This window comes from Eubacterium sp. SB2 (assembly GCF_001244405.1).
In the GTDB taxonomy this organism is placed as follows: domain Bacteria; phylum Bacillota; class Clostridia; order Lachnospirales; family Lachnospiraceae; genus Faecalicatena; species Faecalicatena contortus_B.
In genome coordinates this window covers 1,062,229-1,088,396 of sequence record NZ_LN865153.1, presented here as the reverse complement: position 1 = coordinate 1,088,396, position 26,168 = coordinate 1,062,229, and the positions used below count along the sequence as shown (strand labels likewise).

The window sequence follows — 26,168 nt, the reverse complement described above, 5'->3', positions numbered from 1 at the left end:
AGGCAATGTCTGTTGAGATGGAACATATTTCAGTATCATTTGCCGGTGTTACAGTACTAAAAGATGTAAGTCTTTCGGTGAAGGATGGAATCATTTGCGGTGTGCTCGGAGCTAACGGCAGCGGCAAGTCCACGTTGATCAAGGTACTGACAGGGATCTATCATCCTGATAAGGGATCAGGTTCTGAAATTACGATTGCCGGTCAAAAATGCAGTGATATTCCCGATTCGAATGAAGCGTACCGCATGGGTGTGCGCGCAGTACATCAGGAGAGCCCGCTGATAGACGATTTTACAGTGGCAGAATGTATCGCCGCATTCAAAGGGTACCCGAAAAAAAATGGACGGATTGATTGGAAAGGAATCAAAGAATATGCGGAAAGATTGCTTTTGACGTATGAGATCTCATTAGAAACAGAACAGATGGTGAGAGAATTGAGCGCCATGCAGCGCAATATGCTGGCAATAGCCATCGCAATAGGCCAGGAGGAAGAACAAAAGCAGACGAAGCTGCTGATATTGGACGAATCAGAGGCTTCAATTCCCGAAAATGAAGCGGAATTCTTTCTTCAACGAATGAAGATGCTGGCTGCAAAGGGAATACCGATCATTATGATAAGCCACCGGCTGAAAGCCGTGCTTAAATATTGTGACACTGTGGTGATATTGAACGATGGGGAGATGGTATTTCATGGAAACGTGGGAGATATTACGGAAGAGATCATCGTCAGCCAGATGCTCCGCAGAAACGGTGAGGCACAGAAGGAAACAGAAGCAAAGAGGGAGTATACCCTTTCCTCTTTGTGGGATTTGCTCAAGTGCAAAACGCAGTATCAGATAGGCGCGGAAGTGCTGCGGGTCGAGAATCTTAAGTATGGAAACCTGAACGGATGTTCTTTTGAGTTGTATGCGGGAGATATACTTGGAATCGTCGGCGTAGCTGACAGCGGGATATCCGAGCTGCCCTGGCTGCTGTCTGGAAGATGGTCCAGGGAGGAGGGGGAGATCTATGTCGGGGGCAGCCTCCTTCCGCGCCATATGAGCACAAGAAAGGCCATCAGGAACGGTCTTGTACTGCTTCCCAGCGACCGTCCGAAATCCGGAGGCGTTATGGAATGCTCTGCGAGAGAGAATCTTTTTATGCCAAATGAAAAGAAATACTGGAGGCGGAAAAAACTATCCAGGCGAACCCTTCAGATGATGCAGGAGATATTCGATATACAGCCCCGTGATAGTTTTGAAAAGAAATTCGGGACATTCTCGGGGGGAAATCAGCAGAAAGCGATTATGGCTAAATGGATGAGCTTAAAGCCCAAGGTATTCGTCCTGGACGACCCGACCTACGGAGTGGACCCCAATTCACGGCAGAGGCTGTTCGCATTACTGAAAGAAGCGGCCTCTCAGGGAATGGGAATCATTGTCTTTTCTACAGAACCGGAGCAGCTCGCAGACTTATGTACCAGGATTGTAGTGATACGGGAAGGAAAGGCGGCAGGACAGATTCAGAAAAAAGACGGCATTCTGGAAAGAGAGACGATTGCGAGGTGGAGCTATCTATGAAGAATAGGAAGAGTATGGATCTCAGTAAGAACGGTCTTGCTGTGATAACCGTAGTATTGGCAGTCATATTTGCGTTAGCGGTTCCACAGTTCGCGAATCTCAGAAATATAAATGTGATCGGTATCGGCAGAGTCCCCGTCGCGATGTTCGCTATGGCATCTCTGATACCTCTGGCGGTTGGGGAATTCGATATTTCACTGGGATATATGATCGGCTTACTGCTGATGCTTGGCGGCAAGATGGCATCGGCCGGGGGGACGGCCCTGGGTGTATTTGTTGTGATTATGCTGGGCAGTGTCGTACTGGGAGTTTTAAACGGTCTGATCACGGTGGTGTTTAAGATTCCCTCCACGATCTCTACATTGGCCACCGGCATGATCATGTACGGGGGCTCATTGGGGTTGAACGGCGGCAAGGCATTTACCGGTGTGACACCGGATCTGCTGATGTGGATCAGTAAAATTAAGATCGTGAAGCTCAATATCTGCATTTGGGTATGCCTGGCAGCAGGTATCGCTGCCTGGCTCATACTGGAGCATTCGCCTCTGGGGAAATATATCTATGCGATCGGACATTCTGAACGTGTAGTCTCTCTTGCGGGAATCCGTACGAAGATAGTGCGTTTTGTTTCTTTTATCATGGCATCTGTTCTGATTGGCCTATGCGCCGTCGTATTGATGAGCCAGTCAAAAAATGTGTATCCCGATACAGGACAAAGCTATCTGCTTCCAGGACTGGCTGTTACCTTTTTGAGTACTACGGTTCATACACCAGGTAGATATAATATACCGGGGGTGCTGTGGTCTGCGGTATTCCTGGGAATGGTCTTCAATGTGATCAGCATTCTGGGGGCGCCATTCTGGGCCGAGGCAGTGATAAACGGAATCGTTCTTCTGGGCGTAGTGCTGGTGATGAATTTCAGAGGACAGAAGTGAGGGTGAAAGAGGTTTGCCTATAAGATACAAAATCCTTCCGGTAGGAGGAGTAAGAGACAGATGCCGTTACTGTGCACGCCCAAAGGATGTGCACAGTAACCCTCCGCAGAGACAGTTATTAGCACTAAAATATTGACAATTGACAGTAAAAAAGTGATAATAGTTGAACCACTGAAAACGCGAATGCGTCGTAGGTGGTGTTTTATTTGGGATAGATTACAAATTCAAATTTTTCCGGGCTGGCTTTCAGATTAAGAATATTATTTTCCTTGAATGTTGCAAGGACGCTTCCGATTCAACTCTTTTCTTTTCCAAGCTCTATTTCTCAGAACAGCATATTGCTTTATCTTATGGCTCCGGATACCCACAGGATGACAGTACCATATCCATAGCCTCAGCGACCCCAATTGAAAATTCATGGCTGACAAGGGGCGTCTCCCCATTCAGTATACAGGCACCAAGCTGTTCTACTTCCAACATATAATTATGTGGGGCATCGACACAGAATTCGGTGCGCTTTTCATCTTGTACCAGATACCACTTCTGTTTTCCTTCCGCGTTAAATCTGACCGGTACTTCTAAGACTCCACGATCTCCATAGACAAAGGATCGGTCCCCGCGCTGATAAGGGAACATGCCGCAGGAGAACACCGCGCGCCTGCCGCCGGAATACATCAGGTATCCGGTGGTCAGGTCATCAATTTTCTCCCCGGTAAAATGTGAAACAGCCTGCCCGGAAAGCGGAGCTGAACCAAACAGGCAGGAAGCAAAGCTGATGGTATAGCATCCAAGGTCATAGACGGAGCCTCCCAGAGTATCTCGGCGGATGCGGATATCATCTTCGTAGCCGGGCGTAAAGAAGACAGATTCTATCATATTCACATTTCCAATCAGACCGTTGTCGATCTGCTTTTTAAGCTCCTTCATGACCGGAGAGTGAAGGTAGGCAAATGCCTCCATAAAAATGACGCCCGCAGCGTTGCATGACTGGATCATTTCTTTCGTATCTGCGGCGCTTCCGCTCGCCGGCTTTTCGCACAATACATGCTTTTTACAGGCAGCCGCTTTCAGGACCCATTCCTTATGAAGGTTATTCGGGAGCGGTATGTAGACAGCCTCCACTTCCGGATCCTCCAGCAGATCATCATAACTTCCATAGGCTTTTTGAAAATGAAATTCATCACGGAATTGTTCCGCCTTTTCCAGTGAACGTCCTGCTATGGCATACAACTCGCAGTTTTTCGCCATCTGCATACCAGGGATAGTCTGTTCTTTCGCAATTTGGGCAGTACCGAGAACGCCCCAACGTATTTTTTTCATAGATAGTAAACTCCTTTCAGGTATGTTTAATAAAGCTTAGAAACTGTCCAGAAACTCATGCCCTTTCGCCAGAACAGCGGAAGAGCTGTGGATTAAGGTTATTATAACATATTTATCAAAACATGATAAATTCTTTTCCGCAGCGCATACTATATGCAGGCCGTTAGCCTTAAAAAATAAAAGAAAAGAGATAATTATGAAATTTGATGCTGTTTACTATGAACCGGACTCTCTGTCTTATACATTAGGAGAGCAGCTGAAGGAACAATTTGGCAGCCTCCCCTGGATACCGATTGAGAGCCACAACTCCATCAAAGAGATGCAGGAAAAGCCCAATTCCGAATTTGGCCGAATGAAGAGGAATTTGATTATTGGGATACGCAAGACGCATAAATATGTGGAGAATCATAAAGTATCCGATTATCTGGTGCCTTATACCTCCTCCGGCTGTACGGCCATGTGCCTGTACTGCTATCTTGTGTGCAATTACAATAAATGCGCGTATCTCAGATTATTTGTGAACCGCGAGCAGATGCTGGACCGTCTGATAAAAAAGAGCATGAAGAGTGAACAGCCGCTGACATTTGAGATCGGCAGTAACAGTGACCTTGTATTAGAAAATACCATCACGCAGAATCTGCTCTATACCATTCCTCGTTTTGTAGAGGAGGGAAGAGGAAAGATAACATTTCCAACTAAATTTGATATGGTGGAGCCGCTTCTGGGACTGGAACACGGCGGCAGGGTGATCTTCAGAATGAGTGTGAACCCACAGCCAATTATCAGCAGGATTGAATTGGGGACGTCCAGTCTTAAGCAGCGGATCCAGGCTGTGAACGAGATGTGTGAAGCAGGGTATCCCTGCGGCCTTCTGATTGCACCGGTGATTCTGGTTGATGACTGGAAGAAACTGTATACGGAGCTTCTGGAAGAGCTGGAGAGCGGTCTGTCTGTTAAAATGAAAAGAGAGATGTTCCTGGAAATTATTTTGATGACCTATTCCTATGTCCACCGTGCCATTAATCAAGATGCCTTTCCGGGGGCGGAAGACTTATACGATCAGGAGAGGATGACCGGGCGCGGCAGGGGAAGATACTGCTACCGCCCGGAAGCGCGGGCTGAGGCAGAAAATTTTCTGAGGGCGGAGATAAAAAGAATCCTGGGGGATGTGCAGATCCTTTATATCAGCTGACCGTAAGGCTGAGGGCAGTGACTTCTTAGTCCAGAGCAGGAAAAGTCGTACGAATCAGACTTCTTTGGTTGTACATTTTCACTAAGAATGTTAAAATAACCCATATGAATACAGAGTATCAATGCGGGGAGAAAGCATACCCAAAGGGCATCCCGTAATGCATGCCCTTTGGGTATAAGGTATTGAGACGATCTGAGTGAAAATAGGAGTTCAAATGAGTACAATTTATGATGTCGCAAAATTGGCCGGGGTGGGGAAATCAACGGTTTCCCGTGTGATTAATAAAAACGGGGCCATTAAAGAATCTACAAGGCTTAAGGTGGAAGCCGCCATGAAGGAACTGAACTACCGCCCAAGCCTGTTCGCACAGGGGATTAAGACGGGCAGGTCCAAGACGATCGCTTTAGTCGTTCCGGATTCCACGAATCTTTTCTATAGCATGCTGTTGTCAGGAATAGAAGATATTGCCAGAAAATATGGTTATTTTGTTATGCTGTGCAATGGGGAATATGATTCACAAAAGGGAAAAGTATATCTGGAGCAGCTTCAGGAGCGTAACATTGACGGCATCATTTATTGTGTATACCGCAAGGATGAGGTGTTCAAAGATGTATTCGAATTGTCGGAGACGGTTCCGGTAGTATTTACCGATGACCCCTACCTGCGCGATCCTACCGTGTCAGTGGTTTATACAGATGGAAAAAAAGCGGTGCGCGAGAATGTTGATTATTTATATAAAAAGGGCTGTCGGAATATTGCCTTTATCGGCCTGGAAGAGATCTGCGCAGTTATGTACCGGTTTGAGGGATATAAACAGGGATTAAAGGATCATGAAATCCGGTATTCCCGGGATCTGGTATATCAGGCGCCTTATAACTGGTGCAGGATGTCACATTTTATGCTTGGAGCAGAAGGGATTTCTCAGATCATGCAGTCAGGGAAACAAGTGGATGCCGTGATTGCCGCTACGGATATGCTGGCGATAGGCGCGATATCCTGGATACAGGAAAACGGATACAGCGTGCCCGGGGATATCCGGGTGATCGGATACGATAATATCGAGATCAGTTCCATTATCCGTCCCAAATTGTCGACGATCTCCCAGCCCATACGTATGATGGGAAATGAAGCGGCAGAGCTGCTGTTTCGGAAAATCGAGGAGAACAACGGGATTAATGAGACCATTGAAATGAATACCACCTTTATAGAAAGAGAAAGCACGTAGTATATATGGAAACATGTTTCGGACAATGATTCTGGAACATGTTTTTTTATGATATAGGAAATTCCTCTGGAATTTCCTATATCATAAAAACCCTCCGGGAGGATGCACATGCCGCGATAAGGTATATAGCCGCAAAGCGGCATCGCGGCGGCGCCAAAGTGTGCAAGCCCCTCATGAGTGAGGGGCTTGCACACTTTGTTCTGATTTAGGAATTAGAGAAAATTTGCTGTTTAGTTTTATAGAAAACCAAATATAGTAAATATGAACAAATGAAAAATAAAAATATAGTAAAAACAACGAAAATGAATTGCAAAAATATAAAAACTTACAAGTTTATTGACATTAATTTTAGTATATGTTATAAATGAAATAAGAAATGGGATCAATCCCAATTAAGCCGGGAAACAACGGCTGTTTTTTACCGCATAGAGTGGGATCAATCCCAATACTGAAGGGAAGGAGAGAAATATTGGAGAAAAAAGATAGTTTATTAAGCGCTCAGAAGATATGTAAATCCTTTGGAAAAAATAATGTTCTTAAGTCTGTAGACTTTGATTTGGAAGCCGGGGAGGTACATGCGCTGATCGGTGAGAACGGAGCAGGAAAGTCGACGCTTCTGAAAATATTATTCGGAATTTACCAGCCAACCTCAGGTGAGATTTATCTGGAAGGGAAGGCCGTGCGGATGAAACATCCGGTGGACGCCATCGGACACGGTATTGCCATGATTCACCAGGAACCTTCCGTCTTTGAGGATCTGAGTATTGCGGAGAATATATTCACCGGACATTTTGATACCCGGAAGATCAAATGGGAGGACCTGAACAGGAAGGCATCGGAGGCGATGCTGGAAGTGGGGCTTGAGTTTTCACCGGGCAGGATGATGAAGGGCCTTTCCGTTGCAGAGCAGCAGCTGATAGAGATTGCTTCCGCACTTTCTTCGGATGCGAAGATCATTTTTATGGATGAGCCTACCGCATCGCTCACGCCTTCCGAGGTGGATAACCTGCTGGAGCTCATCGATACCCTGCGTAAAAAGGGAAAGACGATCGTCTATATCAGCCACAGGCTTGAGGAGATTAAGGCAGTTTCGGACAGAATTACGGTTCTGCGGGATGGAGAGATCGTAGGTACATATCTGAATTCAGAAATCACCAAGGACCAGATTATCCAGAAGATGATCGGCAGGGAATTCAGGGCAGGGGGCAGAGAGTCAGAGAGCAAGACCTTTGGGCAGCCATTTTTGGAGGTAGAAGATATCAGTATTCCCGGCATTTTTGAACATGTCAGCTTTCAGATTGCTAAGGGTGAGATCATGGGGGTTGCGGGCCTTATGGGGGCAGGGCGGACAGAAGTGGCCAGAGGTATATTCGGGATTACGCCGGTGAAGTCGGGGCGGATCAGAATCGGGGGAAAAGAAGTAAAGATTGAGTCCCCAGAGGCAGCTATCAAAAATAAAATTGCGCTGGTGCCTGAAGACCGGCAGGGCTTGGGACTGTTTGTTTCGGAACCAATTGCCTTTAATACCACATTTGCAATTATTGACAGTATGAAAAAGAAGTTAGGTTACATTGATACGAAGAAAGAGAAAAAGATCTCTGAACAATACGTGGAGGGCCTGAAAACAAAATGCAGGTCTGTCACGCAGAAAGTGGGAGACCTGTCCGGCGGAAACCAGCAGAAGGTCAGTCTGGCAAAGTGGATCAGTACGAACCCGGATATTCTGATTCTGGACGAGCCCACGAGGGGAATCGACGTGGGGGCTAAGGAAGAAGTCTACAGGCTGATTAGAAAATTGGCAGAGGAAGGAAAATGCATTATGATGATCTCCTCCGAATTGAGTGAGATCATATCACTGAGCGATAAGGTCATGGTTATGTATGAAGGAAAACAGACGGGAATGCTGCGAAAGGACGAGATCACAGACGTTAAGATCCTGTCCGCGGCGCACGATTGTCTGGAGGAGGCGCAATGAAAAAGAAAAAGCTGAATTTAAGTTCATTTCGTGAATTAGGCGTGATTGCTATGATCGTGATTATCTATGCAGTCGTATGCATCGTAGAGCCCCGTTTTTTTTCAACCACTTCGCTGGTCAACATCCTGCTGTTTTTTCCATTTTTGCTGATTGTATCCCTGGGGGAGATGATCGAGATAGTGAGCAGAAACGTAGACATGTCATTGGGCGCGATCCTGGCGTGTTCCGGGTATGCGGCGGGACTGCTCTTTAAAACATACAGCGGCCTGCCTATCGCAGTTGTTTTTATCGTGGCGATTGCACTGGGATGTGTACTGGGGCTGATCAATGGGTTTATCGTGACTAAGTTTCAGATTCCATCAGTCATTGTTACACTGGGAACTATGAATGTATACCGTGGCGTGATTTTCATTCTGGGCGGTAAACAGATCGATAATTCGGTGATACCGCAGTCCTTAATGGCGCTTTCCCAACCAAAGCAGTCCGTCATCGGGATTCCATATTCTGTACTGATTGCGCTTCTGGCGGCAGTTCTTCTTGCATTATTTTTAAAATACTTCCGGGCAGGACGGCAAATATATGAAATTGGCTGTAACCCTGCGGCGGCAAGCCTGCGGGGGATTTCGAACAACCGGGTACAGTTGTTTGTCTTCACACTGGCCGGCGGGTTAAGCGGTCTGGCTGGGATGATCTTTATATCCAGAATCGGCTATATGGATCCGGGAGCCGCGGGGCGGGGCCTGGAATTCACGGCTATTGCCGCGGTTGTGATCGGCGGGACCAGTATGAACGGCGGAGTCGGCAAAGTGACGGGGACTGTACTGGGATGCCTGCTTCTGGGAGTCATACAGAATGCCATTTCAATAACAGGCATTTCCGGATATTGGCAGGAGGCCATTTATGGAATTATCATCGTAGTCTCTGTCATTATCGATAACTTAATTAAAAACAGGCTGGCAGTCAGCGAAGCGAGATAAGGGGGTCAATGATGAAGCATAAATTAAAAATGAACCGGATGATCCGGCCGGAACTGACGGTGTTTGTGTTCATGATTTTAAGCCTTGTGGTCGGGGTCCTGCTGTCGCCAAACTTTCTGGATATCAGATTTCTGCTTGGTTCCACGATATTCTACTGCGAACTCGGGCTGATGGCGATTCCGTTTACCCTCCTTCTGACATCGGGGGAGATCGATCTTTCCATCGCGGCAAACATGAGTCTGGTGGCCTGCCTGGTGGCCGTACTGTATCAGGCGGGGATGAGTATGCCAGTGTTAATTGTGATCGGTATAGCGGCAGGGACACTGCTTGGATTTTTTAACGGCCTTCTGGTGACGGTAACGAAGCTGCCCTCATTAGTGATAACAATCGGCATTATGTCAGTCTATCAGGGATTTTCACAGGTTCTGGTTGGTGACGCGGCGATTTCGGGATTTCCGGAATGGTTTATAGGCCTTGATCAATACACAATTTTGGGATTGATACCACTGAATCTGATTATCTTGATTATAATCGCCCTTATTTTCTCCTTTCTGCTGAAAAAGACGGTATGGGGCAGGAAGATAACGGCCATTGGCCTGAACCGCGGCACAGCATTGTATTCCGGCGTTGCTGTTGAAAAAACAAAGGTCCTGCTGTTTACAATTCAGGGTACATTTTGTGCAATCGCAGGAATTATGACAATGTCCAGGCTGCAGATGGCGAAGTATACGATAGCGGGCGACGGACAGATGGACGTCATTACCATGGTCCTGCTGGGTGGAACCGCATTTGCGGGAGGCCGGGGGAGTGTCCTTGGAACACTGGCAGCATTTTTTATCATTGTATTTATCAGAACGGGCATGCGGCTGGCGCTTCTTAGCAATTACGCACAGATGGCGATATTGGGGCTGCTGTTGATTCTTGTAATAATTATTTCAAACGGGTTAGAAAAAATGGCTAAAAAATATGAATAGGAGGTGCAACAGTATTAAAAAAATAATTAGCCATGAGAAACAAATAAATAAAAAAATCAGGAGGATTGCTATGAAAAAAAGAACATTATCAGTAGTATTGGGGATCTGTTTACTGGCTGCGGCGATGGTAAGCGGATGTGAGAAAAAGGGCGTGGAGCAGAGCCCGAAAAGTGACAGCAGCAAACAGGAAGAGGAGCAGGGAAGTACGGACGATAAGGCAGAAGGCAGTGCGAAAAGCGCTTCCGATGTCACAGTCCGCTATATCTGCCTGACAAAGGGGATTCCTTATTTTGACCCGATCATTGAGGGGATGAAAGATAGCGTGGAAAAGGCAGGGGCAACATTCCAGGATACGGCTCCGGATACAAGCGACGCGACGGCTCAGATCCCGCTGATTGAGGCAGCCATCCAGGATAAGGTCGATGTGATCTGTATTTCACCAAGTGATCCGGATGCTCTGTGCGCTACCTTTGATAAAGCGCGGGACGCTGGAATTATCGTTCTCTGCGTGAATGATGACGTCACCGGAAACGAAGACAGAAGAGACGGTGCGGTAATGTCTACGGATTATGATGTGCTTGGAAAGGAGAACTTCGAGGCGTTTGCAGAGAGCATGAATTATGAGGGCAAATTTGTTGCATTGAGCTCTAAGACCGGCACCCCGTTCCAGGAGAATCAAATGCAGATATACCGGGATATGATGGCGGAAGACGAGAAATACGCGAAAATGGAATTTGTAGATGTTCTTTATGGAGACGATGAAGCTACAAAGAGCCTGACAGAGGCAGAGGCTGCCATCCAGAAGTATCCGGACCTGAAAGGCATTATTTCTCCGACAACTGTAGGAATTGTAGCCGCAGCTCAGGCAGTGGAAAATGCAGGGCTGACTGGCAAGATCATGGTAAGCGGAACCGGAACCCCGTCCCAGTGCAAGACATACCTGGAAAATGGCACCATGCCAAATGCATTTCTCTGGGATACCAGGCTCTGCGGAAATGTAGCAGGAACACTTTCCGTTAAGCTTGCAACAGGGGAAGTCGCTCTGGAGGCAGGAGCGGAAATCGATCTGGGTGAGTACGGGACGGTAAAGGCGAATGATGTCTGCTTAGTACCGGCCGGCGATCCGCTGAAGTTTACTAAGGAGAATGCAGGAGAGTATGATTATTAGTCACTAAAAAATAAATAGACTGTGCTGTAAGGGGGCAGTCCCTTCTGCAAGGAGAACAGACACCTCTGCCAAGGGGGACAGACCCCTCTGTCAAGAGGGACAGTCCCCTTTGAAAAGGGAACCTGCACAGTCTGCAGGAGGAGGTACGCGTATATGAATGCAAGAGAAAGGGTACTGGCGGCTTTAAAGGGGGAGGGGAAACCCGACCGGATGCCATTTGAGATCAGTTGGGGCGCGTTTACCCCGAGACTGATGCAATGTTATCATGAGCAGGAACAAACAGAGGAAGCGCCGGAAGAATACTTTGACTTTGACGTCAGGTCAGTAAATATCGGCGTAACAAACAAGAAAACGGATTTTACAAAATATTTCAAAGAGAAACTTCCGGATAACGTGATCTTCGATGAGTGGGGAGTTGGGGCCGTGCCCGGGTCACAGGAACATTTTCTGGAATTCAAGTATCATCCCCTCGCGTGGTGTGAGACCGCCGAGGATGTATATGGCTACGAGTGGCCGGATGTGGATGCGGATTACCGTTTTGAGGGCATGAAAGAAAAAATTGAAGAATATAAGTCCCGGGGCTATGTGGTAATGGGAGAGCTGTATCAGACGATCTTCGAAACCGCGTGGATGCTGCGTGGGATGGAAACTTTTTTGATGGATTACTATGAAAACGAAGAAGTGGCTATGGCTATATGCGATAAACTGGAAGAATTGCGGATCAAGCAGGCGAAGAAATATGCAGAGCTGGGTGTTGATATCATCCGCCTGGGAGATGACGTAGCGACACAAAAAGGGCCGCTGATGAGCCGTGAGATGTACGGCGCTTTGATAAAAGAACGTATGAAAAGAATCGTTCAGGCAGGGAAGGCTGTGAATCCGGAAGTACTTTATTTCCGGCACTGTGACGGGAAGGTGGAAGATATTGTGGATGATTTTATCGAGGAGGGCATCGATATCCTGAATCCTGTACAGCCGGAGTGTAATGACCTGACGCTTATATATGATAGATTTGGGGACAGACTGGCATTCTGGGGCGGAATCGGGACACAAAGTACGATGCCTTTTGGAACACCGGAAGAGGTGAGGGAAAAAGTAAAGGAAGTTCAAAAGATCTTAGGAAAAAGAGGCGCGCTTGTGGTGGCCCCTACGCATATACTGGAGCCGGAAGTGCCGTGGGAAAACGTATTGGCATTTGTGGACGCTGCGAGGCATTCCTATTACGAATAAATAAGACAGTTACGAATAAATAGGGTAGTTACGGATATATAAGATCGTTATGAATAAAGGTGAAGACAGTTATGAATAAAGGGGAAAATAGATACAAATAAAGGAGAAGTCAATGAAGCGATATGAAAAGAGATATGAGATTTTAAAAGAAGAATTAGGTGAAAAGGGTTTTGACCTGGAGAAAATTAAAAATTTACTAAAGGCGCAAGTCATTGAACTGCCCTCCTGGGCAGTGGGAAATTCGGGAACCCGATATGGTACATTTAAAGATAAAGGGGCAGCCGTTACGATCTGGGATAAGATCGACGACTGTGCGGAAATCCAGAGGTGCTTAGGGATCACGCCGGTAATGGCTAGCCATGTGTGCTGGGACAAGACTGAGGACGGAAGATTCGGCCCGGTCAGGGAATATGCCGAGGAGAAAGGCATGAAAATCGGTACCGTGCATCCGAATACATTTTCCGGGCAGGAGTTCAGGTATGGTTCCATGTGTTCGCCGTTGGACTGGGTACGTGAACAGACGAAGGAACACTTTAAAGACTGCGTCAGAATGGCGCGGGAGATGGGGTCCCGGACAATCGGGATGTGGGTGGCGGACGGAACCAACTATCCGGGGCAGGATAACCTGAGGGAGCGGAAGCACCGCCTGTATGAGGGCCTGAAGGTTCTGTATGATGCGATGGATCCGGATATGACTCTACTGCTGGAATATAAACCCTTTGAACCGTTCTATTACACAACCGACGTGCAGGACTGGGGCACCTCCTATCTGATGTGCAGCAAATTAGGGCCTCAGGCAAAGACGCTGGTGGACCTGGGGCATCATCTGCCGGGGACCAATATTGAGCATATTATATCCACTTTGCTGGATGAAGGAAAACTGGGAGGGTTCCATTTTAACAACCACCGGTATGCGGATGATGACCTGATTCTGGGAACCGTGAACCCGCTGGAGATCTTCCTGATTTTCAAAGAAATCATCGATGCGGGGATGGAAGGCGTTGATAACCAGATTGCCTATATGCTGGATCAGTCCCATAATATTGAAAACAGCCTGGAAGGCATCATTTACTCAGTCATGAATATCCAGACCGCCTATGCAAAGGCATTGCTGATTGACCGTAAGGCCCTGAAAGCTGCCCAGGCAGAAAATGATGTAGTAAGATGTAACCAGATCATCATGGAGGCATTTGAAACGGATGTGGAGCCGCTGTTATCCGTTGTTCGCATGGAACTGGGGCTCACGGATATCAATCCGCTGAGGAACCACCGGGAGAGCGGTTATCATATAAATGCGGCTGAAACCCGAGAGGAAGGAATACTGACACTGGGAGGAGGATGCTGATGAATGGAAGAGAGAGAATTCTGGCAGCTTTAAACCGGCAGGAGCCTGACAGAGTTCCCACCTGTGAGTGGGTGCTCAATCCAAAGGTAATGGAGCAGATCTGCAATACCGCAAATGACCTGGAATTCGTACAGAAAATGGATCTGGACGGGATTGCCGTTGGACTGGATTCAAAAAATACAGTAATAGACGACCGGCATTTCATCGATGAATGGGGAATTACCAGGGTTTCCTATGACGAATATCCGAATCCGGTAGGATTTCCGATCCAGGAATTGTCCGATCTGGATACCTATGAAATGCCTGATCCCGATGCGCCGTACCGCTTCAATAAGATTAAAAAAGCATTGGATCTCTTTGGACAGGAAAAATGTGTGATTGCCAGGGTGCGGGACGTATTTTCACAGCCCAGGGATCTGATGGGATTTGAAAATTTCCTGGCGGGCTTTTATGAGGAACCAAAGCTGGTTCAGCGGCTGATGGAGATGAGCGTGGAATACTCCGGCAGAATCTGCGAAAATCTTGCCGGGCTTGGGATCGAGGTCATCGTTGTGGGCGATGATATTGCCAACGACCAGGCGCTTCTCATGAATCCCGACATGTACAGGGAACAGGTACTGCCTCATTTTGAAGCACTGGTGAAGAAGGCGAAAAGTCTGGGGCTCAAGGTGATCAAACACAGTGACGGAGATTTAAACAGCGTAGTAGAAGATCTGGTAAACACAGGAATAGACTGTTTGGATCCGATAGACGCCAGAGGAAATATGGATCTTGCCGCATTAAAGGCAAGGTATGGTGACAGGATTGCATTCAAGGGAAATGTGGACTGTGTAGAAACACTTGTAAATAAGACAGAAGACCAGGTGCGCAGGGAAGTGGCGCGCTGCCTGCTCCAGGGAAGCGTGGGAGGCGGACACATTATCTCCTCCTCCAACTCGATCCACAGCGGAATAAATCCGCAGAATTACAAGGTCTTTTTGGATGCGTTAAAGGAATTGGGGACGTATCCCTTAGATATTGAAAAATTAAAGCAAATCGCAGAATAGGGGTGTGCAAATGGGCAGATATTTTGCAGTTGATCTGGGGGCGGAAAGCGGTCGCTGTATCGCAGGAACCCTGGAAAACGGCATCATAGAACTGGATGAACTGTGTAGGTTTCCAACACAGGGACTTAAAATCCGGGGAGAATGGAAATGGAATGTTTACCGTTTTTATGAAGAAATATTAAAAGGACTCCGGATCTATGCAGACCAATACGGCCCTAAACTGGATTCCATCGGCGTGGACACCTGGGGCGTAGATTTTGGCCTGCTGGATAAAAACGGGACACTGATGGGAATCCCATATACATACAGGGATAAACGGACTGAGGGCACGGATGCCCTGCTGGAACCAAGAAAAAAAATGCTTTACCGAAAGACAGGAATCCAATTTTTGGAGTTTAATACTCTGAACCAGCTTATTGCAGCAAGGAAGCAGAAAGATACACAGCTTGACCATGCCAGGGAGCTGCTGTTTGTGGGAGATATTCTGCATTATCTGCTTGGAGCCAAACCCGTCTGCGAATATACGGCGGCCTCGATCTCCATGATGGTAGATACAGTCAACCGCAAATGGGATGATGAAATCTTCGAGGCCTACAATATCCCGGTAGAACTGCAGTCCCAGATCTCGTTTGCAGGGGACAAAGTAGGAACCCTCCGGGACGATATTGCAGACCAAGCGGGACTAAAACGCGGGATTCCGATCATAACGCCCGCCGTACATGACACGGCAAGCGCGGTAGTAGCGACTCCCGCAGAAGGTGAAAACTTCGCCTTCATCAGTTCCGGTACATGGTCTCTGGCAGGAATGGAGCTGAAACAGCCCGTAAATAATGAAAAAAGCTTCGCACTTAATATATCCAATTCTGGCGGAGTACTTGGAAAATCCCTTTTCCTAAAAAATATCATGGGACTCTGGATTATTCAGCAATGTAAGAAACAATGGAATAGAAAAGATCCGGGACTGGACTACTCCAGAATCGTAGAAGAGGCAAAAAAAGCCCCCCAATTTATGGCGTTTATAGACGTAGACGACAACAGCTTTTTCGCACCGGATAATATGCCCCAAGCGATCGTCGAATACCTGAAAAAAACAAATCAGATCCACCTCAAAGAAGATGACATCGGTGCAATCAGCAGGCTGATCTATGAGGGCCTTGCATTGAAATACAGATATGTTTTAGGGAAGATAGAAGATGCGGCAGAGAAAAAAATCGATGTTGTGCACGTAACCGGAGGCGGCGGAAAAAATACGCTGTTAAATCAGTTTATAGCCAATGCGCTTCACAAAAAAGTAACGGCAGGCCCGGAAGAATGCACAGCAACCGGCAATCTCCTGATGCAGGCTTACGGTTGCGGACACGCCTCCTCATTAACAGAAATACGCAGAATAGTGAGAGATTCCTTCCAGGTGAGGGAATATGTGCCGGAAGATGAAGCGGAATGGAATCTGGCATATAAAAATTTCTCAAAGTATTGTTTTTAAAAATGAGGAATATTCTTACTTTCAAGGGGATATACAGAGTTGGGGCGGGATAAACTAATATAGGAGCAGTATAACGTGCATCATCTGTGCTGCTCCTATAAACATTATTAAATTAGGAAAATGCAGGTAAAAGAGTATCTCATCCAACGCCGGGATACCCCATCCTGAATAAGTTACCTGTTAAGGCACTATACTGCATAGTTTCATTATACTGAGCCGGGGTGTATAGATTTTCCAGTCCATAGACTTCCAATACTTTGTAGGAGGCTACAGCCAATAGTACAGCAATAAACTTTTTATACATTGTAATCCCCCCTCTCTATCTAAGTTCTATTAATATCTTACGCATAAAGGTAAATGTATTTTGTAAATTAATGGGTTAATATTGTTATCCATAATTTAGCAGTATTTAAACATTTAAAACTTTGGAATGTTGAGTAGTTTTATAAGGGTATGACATGCCATACATTATATCCTTCTTACGCTTCTGCTCTTTAGCATAAATTGTTTGACTTTTGTCCGAAAATATATTACAACTAGAATTAAGCAGAGCTTAAAATACGAGGAAAGGAGGTCTGATTATGGCAAGTATCAGAGATGTTGCAAAAAAGGCAAACGTAGGTCCGACAACGGTTTCACGGGTTCTGAACAACAGCGGTTATGTATCCGATGAGACGCGCCAGAAGATTGAAGCAGCCATGCGTGAACTGGACTACACGCCCAACGAGCTGGCGCGCAATTTATTTCACAAGAAAACAGGGATCATCGCCGTATTAGTTCCCACGGTTGCACACCCGTTTTTTGCTGAATTTGTAGAATATGTGGAAGCAGAGCTGTATAACTGCGGCTACAAGACCATGCTGTGCAATACCGTGAAAGAAGAAAATGCAGAACTCGAATATCTGGATATGTTGAACCGTCATATTGTAGACGGCGTGATCACCGGCGTACACTCACTTGATGTGGAAGAATACCTTAAGATCCACAAGCCGATTGTGGCGCTTGACCGCTACCTGGGCGAAGATATCCCTGTGGTGGCAGTGAACCATAAAAGAGGCGGCAGACTGGCGGCAGAGGAGCTGATCAGAAGCGGCTGTAAGTCCGTACTGCATTTTCGCGGAGCGCAGGAAGTTGAGTCACCATACCATGACAGGCATTATGAATTTGAAAGGATTATGAAAAAGAACCATGTGAAGACATATGCCTATGAACTGGAATGGAACCGTTTTGACGCCGTATATTATAAAAAGGCGGTGGATTCAGTTTTTGAGATGGGAATAGATTTTGACGGAGTATTCGGGGTTGACCAGCTGGCGATCGGTTATATGAATGAAGCGATCAGAAGGCATAAAAAGGTACCGGGGGATGTGAAGATTGTGGCTTATGACGGTACCTACCTGACGGGAATCGTAGAACCACAGGTGACGGCCGTTGCACAGCCTATGGAAGCGTTGGCCAGGGAATCCGTGCGCCTGATGGCAAGGCTGGTAAATGGAAAGACTTACAAAAACAAGCAGGTCTTATTAGAGGTGGAACTTAAAAAAGGAAAGACAACTTTATAATCAGTTCATTGTGAAAGGTGTACAAAATAAAATCAAAATCTTTTGTAGTTATAAACAAAAAAGCAGTAAATTTAAAAAATAAGGTTGACTTTTTTAAATGGAGTTATATAATGGGCTTAAAGTAATCAACAGGTGTACATCCTAGAAAACTTATTTTTTTTGCCGCATTGTGGAACGGGTTCCATGATGCGGCGCGGAACAAGCTGAGGTATTTTTTTTAAACAATGTGGAACGGGTTCCACATTGGGAACAACAAAACAGTATTCGTAATACAAGGAGGAGCATTATGAAGAAAAGAACTTTAAAAAAACTGTTGTCAGCTGTTATGGCCGGTACGATGGCTGTGGGATTGCTAGCGGGATGTTCAGGCGGCAAGGAGCCGGAGCCGAAAGCAGAGTCAGAGGGAGGAGCAACGACGATTAAGTTCGGTATCCATGTGGCAAACCCCCAGGAGCAGGAAGCGGTTACATACAACATTGTGCAGGCATTTAACGAAAAGTATGACGGAAAATATAAGGTGGAGTTTGAGGCTTCCGATAAAGAGTCCCATTCCAAGAATATGAAGCTGGAAGCTTCCGACGGAACACTTCCGCAGATCTTCTGGCTGGATGCCAGCGAGGCTCCGGAATACAGCGACTCCGGCGTACTGATGGACTTATCGGATTTCTTATCCGAAAATTCCGATATCCAGACAGCACTTGGCGGCATGGAAAATGCATTTCAGGATGACAACGGACAGTACGGTCTGCCATACCAGTGTAATGTCCAGGGAATCTTTTACAACAAAGACCTGTTTGATAAGGCAGGGATTGAGTATCCTACGAACGACACTACATACGAAGAATTCATTGAGATGATCAAAAAGCTGAAAGAGAGCGGCGTGACTCCACTGTCAATCGGAAGCAAAAACAGTGCATACGCAATGTGGGAGTTCAATGAGACGCTTGCCAGATATGGATGGGCGGAGAATATCGACAGCATTCTTTCAGGAGAAAAGAAATTCAACAATGAAGACCTGAACGCCTGCTTTGAGAAATTAAAAGGAATTGCGGATGCAGGGGCATTCCCGGAAAATATGGCTACGATTGAATACTTCGACGCGAAGCAGCTCTTTAACGAAGGCAAGGCGGCAATGTTCGGCACCGGCCAGTGGGACTGTGCGGAATTTGATGAAAATATCGGCGAAAAGGTAGGTTTCTGGTGGGGGCCTAAATATACAGATACGAATTACAACCAGGATATTGCAATGAAGGTTCCGTCCGCACCGATCGTTGTGAATGCAGAGGTTGCAGACGATGACGCAGTGAAAGAGGCAGTTTACGAATTCCTGAAATTCTACTATGGAGAAGATGCTGCAAAGATTTCCTATGAAGGTTCTATTTTCCCGGCAACAAACTATTCCGAAGTTGCAGCAACGGACACACAGTATTCTATGAATGCGATGCTGGAAGCCCTGGCTGCAGGATGGGAGAGCCCGGAGGCAGCGCCGGATCTGACTGTGGTATCCGCAGTACAGGAGGCACTTTACAATTCCATGTTTGGCGTGATGCAGGGAACATATGAGCCGTCCGAAGCTCTGGATAAGATTGACGAGGCTCTGTCCTACAGTAAGTAAAGAGACAGGTTAATACGCAGAAAGCCGGAGTCCCCTCCGTGAGTGCGGAGGGGCTGCGGGTGGATTGTTGACAATGTACTGGTAATGGTTCAGGCATGCCTGAGCTGTTGCGGATTCTATGATTGGAGAAGGATATGCGCTGGTTAAGTAAAAGAAGATATAAAATAGGCCTTCTGATCCCGACACTGCTCGTCTATAGCGTGTTCATCGTCCTGCCGATTGTGATTGCGGTCGGATACAGCTTTACAAAGTATTCCGGCATTGGTAAGGCAAGGTTCCAGGGATTTCAGAATTATATCAGGCTGTTTCAGGATAATGTGTTTTGGATTTCACTGAAGAATACGATGATTATTTTCATACTGGCATTTATCCTGCTGCTGACATTATCATTTCTGATAGCACTGCTTTTAAATAACCGGTTGAAAGGAACCGATTTTTCGAAAGCACTTATATTTTCCCCTGCAATTATTGCGCCCATTATTGTAGGTATTATATGGGTATATATTTTGGATCCGAATATCGGCGTTATTAATAATATTCTGGACGCGGTGGGAGCATCGGCGCTGAAGCACAAATGGATCGGCGGGGAGACATTTTCACCATACAGCATTGCAGTCATTTATTTCTGGCAGCAGCTCGGATATCTGGTGACCATTTTTATTGCCGGACTGAAAATGATTCCGGAAGACGTGCTGGAGGCAGTGAAAATTGACGGAGCAAGCGGTGTGCAGAAGGTACGCTATGTCATCATTCCCATGATGCGCACGACAATCTCGACGGTATCTGTCCTGATTATTACCGGCGTATTCAAAATCTTTGAAATCGTTCAGCAGACAACAGGCGGAGGCCCGAACCACCTGTCAGAGACACTGGTAACCTACAGTTACTCTATGACATTCTCCAGTAGTGATTACGGCTATGGGATGTCTTTGGCTACGATTACCTTTTTGCTGTCGCTTTTGATTACGGGGATTTACTCATTCCTGACCAGAGAGAAAGAGAGGTAGCAGGATTATGATAAATAAAAAGAAGAAGACAGCCATGTATATCCTGATGGTATTGATTACGCTGATGGTTGTATTTCCGTTTATCTGGATGCTGGTGCTTTCCTTTAAAACAAATTCAGAAATATTGTCAGCACCGCTTTCTCTGCCGAAAAGCCTGAATCTGGAAAACTACAGCAATGCGTTTAAAACTTTGGATTTTCTGCAGCTGTATGGAAATACATTATTTGTATGTGTGATATCACTGGTTATCGAATTAATTATTACCTTTTTCAGTTCCTTTGTGATCTCCAGAATGGAGTTTAAGAATAAGAAAATTGTTTCCTTAATATATGGGTTTCTGATTATGGGGCTTTCGATTTCACCCTTTATTCTGCTCTTTCCGGTGTACAAAATCAATGTATTCTTCGGATTAAGGGGAAAGCTGGCGCTGATATTCCCATATGTGGCAACATCCATATCCTTTAATACGCTGCTGCTGGTGGGCTACCTGAAGGCGCTTCCTACAGAGATTGATGAGGCCGCCGTGATTGACGGATGCAGCATCTGGGATCTGATGCTGAAGGTGATTCTTCCCATGGCAAAACCGGTCATTGCAACGATTGTAATTTTTAACGTGTTGTATATCTGGAATGAATTCCCATTCGCATCTGTTATGTTGAGAGACATCTCAGATTATACGCTTTCCATGGGGGCGTCCTTCTTTAAAGGAACCTATACGGTGGATTATGGCGGGATTGTAGCGTCTAGTGTGCTGATTATCATACCGGAACTGATTTTCTACGGCATCTTCCAGAAGAATATTGTAGAGGGTATGACGGCCGGGGCCGTAAAAGGCTAAACCGGGAGCGTTAATTTATAGGCTTCTGCACTTATACACACGTTTGTACTGTGAACGGGCAGATCTGTGTGGACTGTTGTGAATAAATATAACATTGTAAAAGAATTAGGAGGAGATATCATGAGTAAAGTATCAGGATTATTTCAGGATCTGACAACCATAAAAGAGGCCAGAAACGGAAGGCTGGCGAGTTGGGATCAGAGAGGCAAGAACCAGGACTACTGGGAAATTCCTGCAAAAGAAAGCATAACACTGGGAGAGATTGAAGGCCCCGGCTGTATCACGCATATCTGGATGACCTCATCCTGCCGAAGGGTAAAGGCACCCAGCATCCTGGATCCGGTGCAGAATGCATCCGCAGCTCCGGTGATGGAAATCCATCCGGCTCTGGGGGTAATCTGGGACGATTATGATCCGTTTTATTATAGGAAGGCATTGATCAAAATTACATGGGATGACCAGGATACGCCGAGCGTTCTGGCGCCTTTCGGAGATTTCTTTTGTATCGGGAACTGCTATCCGGGGAATTTTTCCTCTCTTCCATTTAATGTATCGCTGAAACCGGAGGAGGCAGGACGCTACGGCGCACCATGTTCTGTATCCTGTTATTTCCCAATGCCATTTAATAAGAAGGCAAAGATTGAGATTATCAATGAAAATGAGCTGCCGTTTATTTTATATTTTAACATTGACTATGAAATGTATAAAAAACCGTTGGATGAAAATACCGCTTATTTCCATACAAGCTGGCACAGAGAGAATCCGTGCGACGGATGGGGACCGGATATTCAGGTGAATTCACCGGAGGTCAATAATGTTACTAATTTGAAAGGGGAAGGCAATTACACCGTCCTGGACGTGGAAGGAACAGGCCATTACGTGGGATGCAACCTGACCGTGAAGCATTACCAGGGCAGTTGGTGGGGCGAAGGAAACGACATGTTTTTTATTGACGGGGAAGAGTATCCAAGCCTCAATGGCACTGGAACGGAGGATTACTTTAACCATGCATGGGGTATGCAGCGCAACGCATTCCCATTCTTTGGAACCATTGTGCACGAAGGGGATACGGACGGATTCCATGTATCCTACCGGTTCCATATTACAGATCCGGTCAGATTTGAAAAGCGCCTTCGCGTAACGATTGAGCATGGTCATGCAAACCATTTGTCGGACGACTGGAGTTCCACGGCTTACTGGTATCAGACCCTGCCGACCGCAAAGCCGCTTACGATCCTTCCAGTGGAGGAGCGTCTGCCGAATGTGCCTGTGCTTCCCGAAAGAGACCTGAAGATGCCACAGTTAACAGAAGAAATGCAGGCGGCCAGGGATTCTTACGAGAAACGCTGGGAAGAGTACTCTCCGGCAAGGCAGGAGCAATTCAGAATCAAGGAGAACAAAGCACGCCGTGAGTCGGCGCTCAATACGGAGTTTGCAAAAAAACTGCGTGAAGAATACAAGTAATGGGAGAACTGGAGGCGTTTTATGTCTAAGGAATTAATGCAGCAAAATATCGAGAAAGCCCAGAGGGAGATTGATGCGAAAAAGGAATGCGTGAGAAAGGGCAAAATGCGCCAGCACTACCACTTTATGCCGCAGACCGGCTGGCTCAATGATCCGAACGGGCTGATTTACTACAAGGGAAAATATCATTTTTTCTACCAGTACAACCCATACGAGGGATTCTGGTCCTGCATGCACTGGGGACATGCGGTGAGCGGAGATCTGATACACTGGGAATACCTGCCCCTTGCGCTGGCTCCAAGTGAAAGCTATGACGACCATCACCAGGGCGGATGTTTCTCGGGAAGCGCGATCGAGCATGACGGGAAACTATTCCTGATGTATACGGGGACAACGAATAATGGGAAGGGCTTTGAGCAGTCCCAGTGTATTGCATACAGCGAGGATGGGATCCATTTTGAAAAATACGAGGGAAACCCGGTTCTGACCGCACCTGAGGGGATTCCGGGAGACTTCTTCCGTGACCCGAAGCTCTGGAAGCACGAGGACACCTATTATGTGGTCTGTGGGGCGAACAAAGACGGTATGGCCCAGGCGCTTTTATACAAGTCACAAGACATGTTTCACTGGGAATTTGTGAATATCCTGGCCGAAAGCCGGGGCGAGTGGGGATATATGTGGGAGTGCCCGGATTTTTACCCCATCGGTGACAAATACGTCCTGATGTTCTCCCCTATGGGGGCAAAAGAAAGAACCAGTGTATATCTGGTAGGTGATTTTGACTATCAGACCGGAAAATTCTACTATACCGTATCCGGGGAAATCGACTGGGGATTCGACTACTATGCCCCGCAGTCATTCCTGTCCCCGGACGGCAGGCGGATCATCGTCGGATGGGCCAATGCCTGGGACTGGATGCCGTTCTGGAAGGACTGGGGCCCCACCTACAAGGAAGGGTGGTGCGGATTCTTCAATCTTCCGAGGGAGGTCGTGCTCTGCAAGGACAATACCCTGCAGTTTTTGCCGGTCAGAGAACTGGAACAGCTCAGACGGGATGAGCAGATACAGCGAAATGTAACATTAAAGGCGGAAAACCCCCTCCTGTTCCGGGAAGGCAGCGTATACGAGGCAAAGCTCAAAATTAACCTAAAAGAATCAACCGCAAAGAAGATCTGTATGGAATTGCGCTCCTCAGAAGAAAAGAAAACGCTGGTAGTCTTCGATTTTGAAAAAGCAGAGATCAGCTTTGACAGAAGCCAGGCAGACGGCTGGAGCAAGGGCATTGCCAAAAGTCCATTGAATCTGCTGGGAAAGGACTACTTGGATATCCATATATTCTCAGACCAGAGTTCAGTAGAAATGTTCAGCAATCATTACCAGAATAACATATCATGCAATATATTCGCCCCCGAAACAGCGTGCGGGAATTACATAACGGCACAGGGGGGGGAACTAAGTATTGAGCTTATGGAAACTTGGGATTTGGAGGGCGTGATGTAGGGGACGCTTGCCGAGAGCCGGGACGGGATGCAGACGTAAGCATATATCTGTCTGGAGTACATAGAGCGAGCTTAGCAGCAGTTAGAGGAAACGGAAAAAATCAGCCGGACAAAAGTTGATTCCGAATCAACTTTTGAATACGCCTGAGCCGTCTGCTCATCAGAGCAGGCGGTGAATGCGTATGGTGCCGGCTGATTTTTTCCGTTTCCTCTTACTGCTGCTTAGCGCAGCGGGCAGTATTCCAGACAGATATATGCTTACGTCTGCATCCCGTCCCGTTCCCCGCCAGGCGTCCCCCTTCATCCGCTCCCAAGCCTAAAACTCGTAAGCCACAAACCTACTTCCTGTATGCGAACATGGGTACCCCGTCCTCCATTGGAACATGGACTTCCCCCTGGATCAGAGGCTTTGCATAGTCGATAAATGCATCGCCCACATCCGTGCCTTCTCTCGTAATCCATTCTGCCGGAACTGTTTTTTCCCTGTTGCAGACATGGTTGACATCGGTTGTTACGTAATCAATTGTATAGGGCTTGTCCTGGATTCTTTTGAAAGCAATCATCTTTCCGGTTTCGCCTTCCAGCGCACATTTTACGCCAAAGGCGCCGGAGGCGATGGCCTCTTTTTGGTCTGTGCCGGAGAGCATGGTGCTGGAGCAGCGCTGGGATACGTTTAGTTCTACGGAACGGACTTTGATGCCCAGCCGTTCCTTGATCAGATTCTCCAGATATTTTCCCGAGCCGGCTAGCATCTTGTGGCCAAAGGCGTCTACGCCTACGTCGCTGGCAAACTCGCAAATGAAGGTGCCGTCTTTGTCATGAATACCTTCGGATATACATACAACCAGGTTGGGAGTTTGCTCCAGGGCTTCCTCCACTTTTTGAAGGAATGCTTCCTGGTCAAATGCAGCCTCAGGAAGATAGATCAGAACCGGATTGTCTCCCTCGAACTTCCGGGCCAGAGCGCTGGCGGCGGTCAGCCAGCCGGCATGGCGTCCCATGATTTCTACGATGGTAACGGATTTTTTATTGTCATATACGGAGGCGTCCAGGGTGATTTCTCTGACCGTAGATGCAATGAATTTGGCGGCGCTGCCGAAGCCCGGGGTGTGGTCTGTCTCCACCAGATCGTTGTCGATTGTCTTGGGAATCCCGATGAACTTGATATCGCTGCCGGTTTTAGCGGCATAGCGGGAGAGTTTGCTTACGGTATCCATGGAGTCGTTTCCACCGATATAGAAAAAATATCCGATATTTAATGCATTAAGCTTTTCCATTAGCTCTGGATATACCGGATCGTTCAGATCCTCGGGAAGTTTATAGCGGCAGGATCCCAGATAGGATCCGGGAGTCGTCTTGATCAATTCCAGTTCGCCGGAGCGTTCCAGAGGCTCCATATCCATGTAATGCCCGGCGAGGAAGCCCTCGATTCCGTTGATCATTCCATATACAGCGCCAAAAGAATCTTCCCGGTTCAATGCCTCATATACAACGCCGTAAAGGCTGGCATTGATGACTGCGGTTGGTCCGCCTGACTGGCCCACGATAACATTTTTCTTCATAAATAATCCCTCCAAAGCTATTTTCGTTTTTGTCATACCTATAACTATAATGGAAAAAGACATATTTTACAATAGGTTACTATGTGCGGCCCTGTGGATAGTAACTGTAACAGGTACAAAAACGGATTTTGTGATAAAACAGTTGGAAATTTGGTGAATGTGCAGTATAATTGCTGTATCTGAGTAAAGAGG

Annotated in this window: 21 protein-coding genes; 18 read left to right on the top strand and 3 right to left on the bottom strand. The window is 46.8% G+C overall.

What is annotated here, in order from left to right; genetic code table 11:
* Positions 1–5: 5 nt before the first annotated feature.
* Together BN1938_RS17160 and BN1938_RS17155 are read left to right on the top strand one after the other, a co-directional pair.
* A complete protein-coding gene (locus BN1938_RS17160) occupies positions 6–1,559 on the top strand; it encodes an ATP-binding cassette domain-containing protein (protein WP_050641745.1) in 1,554 nt (517 codons plus the stop codon).
* Positions 1,556–2,494: an ABC transporter permease gene (locus tag BN1938_RS17155; RefSeq protein WP_050641744.1), complete on the top strand. Its 939-nt coding sequence runs from the start codon at positions 1,556–1,558 to the stop codon at positions 2,492–2,494. Before BN1938_RS17160 ends, BN1938_RS17155 begins: the two co-directional genes overlap by 4 nt.
* 348 nt (positions 2,495–2,842) lie before the next feature.
* On the opposite strand, the gene BN1938_RS17150 is transcribed toward BN1938_RS17155, so the two are convergent.
* On the bottom strand, positions 2,843–3,814 hold the full coding sequence (locus BN1938_RS17150) for a Gfo/Idh/MocA family protein (protein ID WP_050641743.1): 972 nt from the start codon (positions 3,812–3,814) through the stop codon (positions 2,843–2,845).
* A gap of 196 nt (positions 3,815–4,010) precedes the next feature.
* On the opposite strand from BN1938_RS17150, the gene BN1938_RS17145 reads away from it, so the two are divergent.
* The 10 genes from BN1938_RS17145 (at position 4,011) to BN1938_RS17100 (ending at position 16,429) form a co-directional block, all read left to right on the top strand.
* Positions 4,011–5,006: an SPL family radical SAM protein gene (locus BN1938_RS17145; protein WP_050641742.1), complete on the top strand. Its 996-nt coding sequence runs from the start codon at positions 4,011–4,013 to the stop codon at positions 5,004–5,006.
* A 214-nt stretch (positions 5,007–5,220) separates the two neighbouring features.
* On the top strand, positions 5,221–6,231 hold the full coding sequence (locus BN1938_RS17140; protein ID WP_050641741.1) for a LacI family DNA-binding transcriptional regulator: 1,011 nt from the start codon (positions 5,221–5,223) through the stop codon (positions 6,229–6,231).
* 469 nt (positions 6,232–6,700) lie between these two features.
* A complete protein-coding gene (locus BN1938_RS17135) occupies positions 6,701–8,206 on the top strand; it encodes a sugar ABC transporter ATP-binding protein (RefSeq protein WP_050641740.1) in 1,506 nt (501 codons plus the stop codon).
* Positions 8,203–9,183: an ABC transporter permease gene (locus tag BN1938_RS17130; RefSeq protein ID WP_050641739.1), complete on the top strand. Its 981-nt coding sequence runs from the start codon at positions 8,203–8,205 to the stop codon at positions 9,181–9,183. The genes BN1938_RS17135 and BN1938_RS17130 overlap by 4 nt, the downstream gene beginning before the upstream one ends.
* Positions 9,184–9,194: 11 nt before the next feature.
* Positions 9,195–10,157 carry an ABC transporter permease gene (locus tag BN1938_RS17125; protein WP_050641738.1) on the top strand — a complete coding sequence of 321 codons (963 nt, stop codon included), beginning with the start codon at positions 9,195–9,197 and terminating at the stop codon, positions 10,155–10,157.
* A 70-nt stretch (positions 10,158–10,227) separates the two neighbouring features.
* Entirely contained in the window at positions 10,228–11,325 is a 1,098-nt protein-coding gene (locus BN1938_RS17120) for a substrate-binding domain-containing protein (RefSeq protein WP_050641737.1), read from the top strand.
* A 153-nt stretch (positions 11,326–11,478) separates the two neighbouring features.
* Positions 11,479–12,555 carry a uroporphyrinogen decarboxylase family protein gene (locus BN1938_RS17115; RefSeq protein ID WP_050641736.1) on the top strand — a complete coding sequence of 359 codons (1,077 nt, stop codon included), beginning with the start codon at positions 11,479–11,481 and terminating at the stop codon, positions 12,553–12,555.
* A 112-nt stretch (positions 12,556–12,667) separates the two neighbouring features.
* Complete coding sequence (locus BN1938_RS17110; protein WP_050641735.1) at positions 12,668–13,900, top strand: TIM barrel protein; 1,233 nt, start codon at positions 12,668–12,670, stop codon at positions 13,898–13,900.
* On the top strand, positions 13,900–14,946 hold the full coding sequence (locus BN1938_RS17105; RefSeq protein WP_050641734.1) for a uroporphyrinogen decarboxylase family protein: 1,047 nt from the start codon (positions 13,900–13,902) through the stop codon (positions 14,944–14,946). The genes BN1938_RS17110 and BN1938_RS17105 overlap by 1 nt, the downstream gene beginning before the upstream one ends.
* Positions 14,947–14,956: 10 nt before the next feature.
* Entirely contained in the window at positions 14,957–16,429 is a 1,473-nt protein-coding gene (locus BN1938_RS17100) for a rhamnulokinase (RefSeq protein WP_050641733.1), read from the top strand.
* A 139-nt stretch (positions 16,430–16,568) separates the two neighbouring features.
* Here the strand turns inward: BN1938_RS17100 and BN1938_RS23490 are convergent, their stop codons facing one another.
* Positions 16,569–16,733, bottom strand: coding sequence for a hypothetical protein (locus BN1938_RS23490; protein WP_154253258.1), 165 nt, complete (start codon positions 16,731–16,733; stop codon positions 16,569–16,571).
* Positions 16,734–17,010: 277 nt separating this feature from the next.
* Between BN1938_RS23490 and BN1938_RS17095 the strand changes: the two genes are divergently transcribed.
* From BN1938_RS17095 to BN1938_RS17070, 6 genes are all read left to right on the top strand, one after another.
* Positions 17,011–17,991 (top strand): LacI family DNA-binding transcriptional regulator, encoded by a 981-nt coding sequence (locus BN1938_RS17095; RefSeq protein WP_050641732.1) that lies wholly within the window; start codon positions 17,011–17,013, stop codon positions 17,989–17,991.
* Positions 17,992–18,277: 286 nt separating this feature from the next.
* Positions 18,278–19,606, top strand: a complete 1,329-nt coding sequence (locus tag BN1938_RS17090) for an ABC transporter substrate-binding protein (RefSeq protein WP_050641731.1) — start codon at positions 18,278–18,280, stop codon at positions 19,604–19,606.
* Between the two features lie 134 nt (positions 19,607–19,740).
* Entirely contained in the window at positions 19,741–20,613 is an 873-nt protein-coding gene (locus BN1938_RS17085) for a carbohydrate ABC transporter permease (protein ID WP_050641730.1), read from the top strand.
* Positions 20,614–20,620: 7 nt separating this feature from the next.
* Positions 20,621–21,451, top strand: a complete 831-nt coding sequence (locus BN1938_RS17080; RefSeq protein ID WP_050641729.1) for a carbohydrate ABC transporter permease — start codon at positions 20,621–20,623, stop codon at positions 21,449–21,451.
* A 120-nt stretch (positions 21,452–21,571) separates the two neighbouring features.
* Positions 21,572–22,915 carry a glycoside hydrolase family 172 protein gene (locus tag BN1938_RS17075; RefSeq protein WP_050641728.1) on the top strand — a complete coding sequence of 448 codons (1,344 nt, stop codon included), beginning with the start codon at positions 21,572–21,574 and terminating at the stop codon, positions 22,913–22,915.
* Between the two features lie 21 nt (positions 22,916–22,936).
* On the top strand, positions 22,937–24,415 hold the full coding sequence (locus tag BN1938_RS17070; RefSeq protein WP_050641727.1) for a glycoside hydrolase family 32 protein: 1,479 nt from the start codon (positions 22,937–22,939) through the stop codon (positions 24,413–24,415).
* Positions 24,416–24,752: 337 nt separating this feature from the next.
* Here the strand turns inward: BN1938_RS17070 and BN1938_RS17065 are convergent, their stop codons facing one another.
* Entirely contained in the window at positions 24,753–25,976 is a 1,224-nt protein-coding gene (locus BN1938_RS17065) for a 6-phosphofructokinase (protein ID WP_050641726.1), read from the bottom strand.
* Between the last annotated feature and the right edge of the window lie 192 nt (positions 25,977–26,168).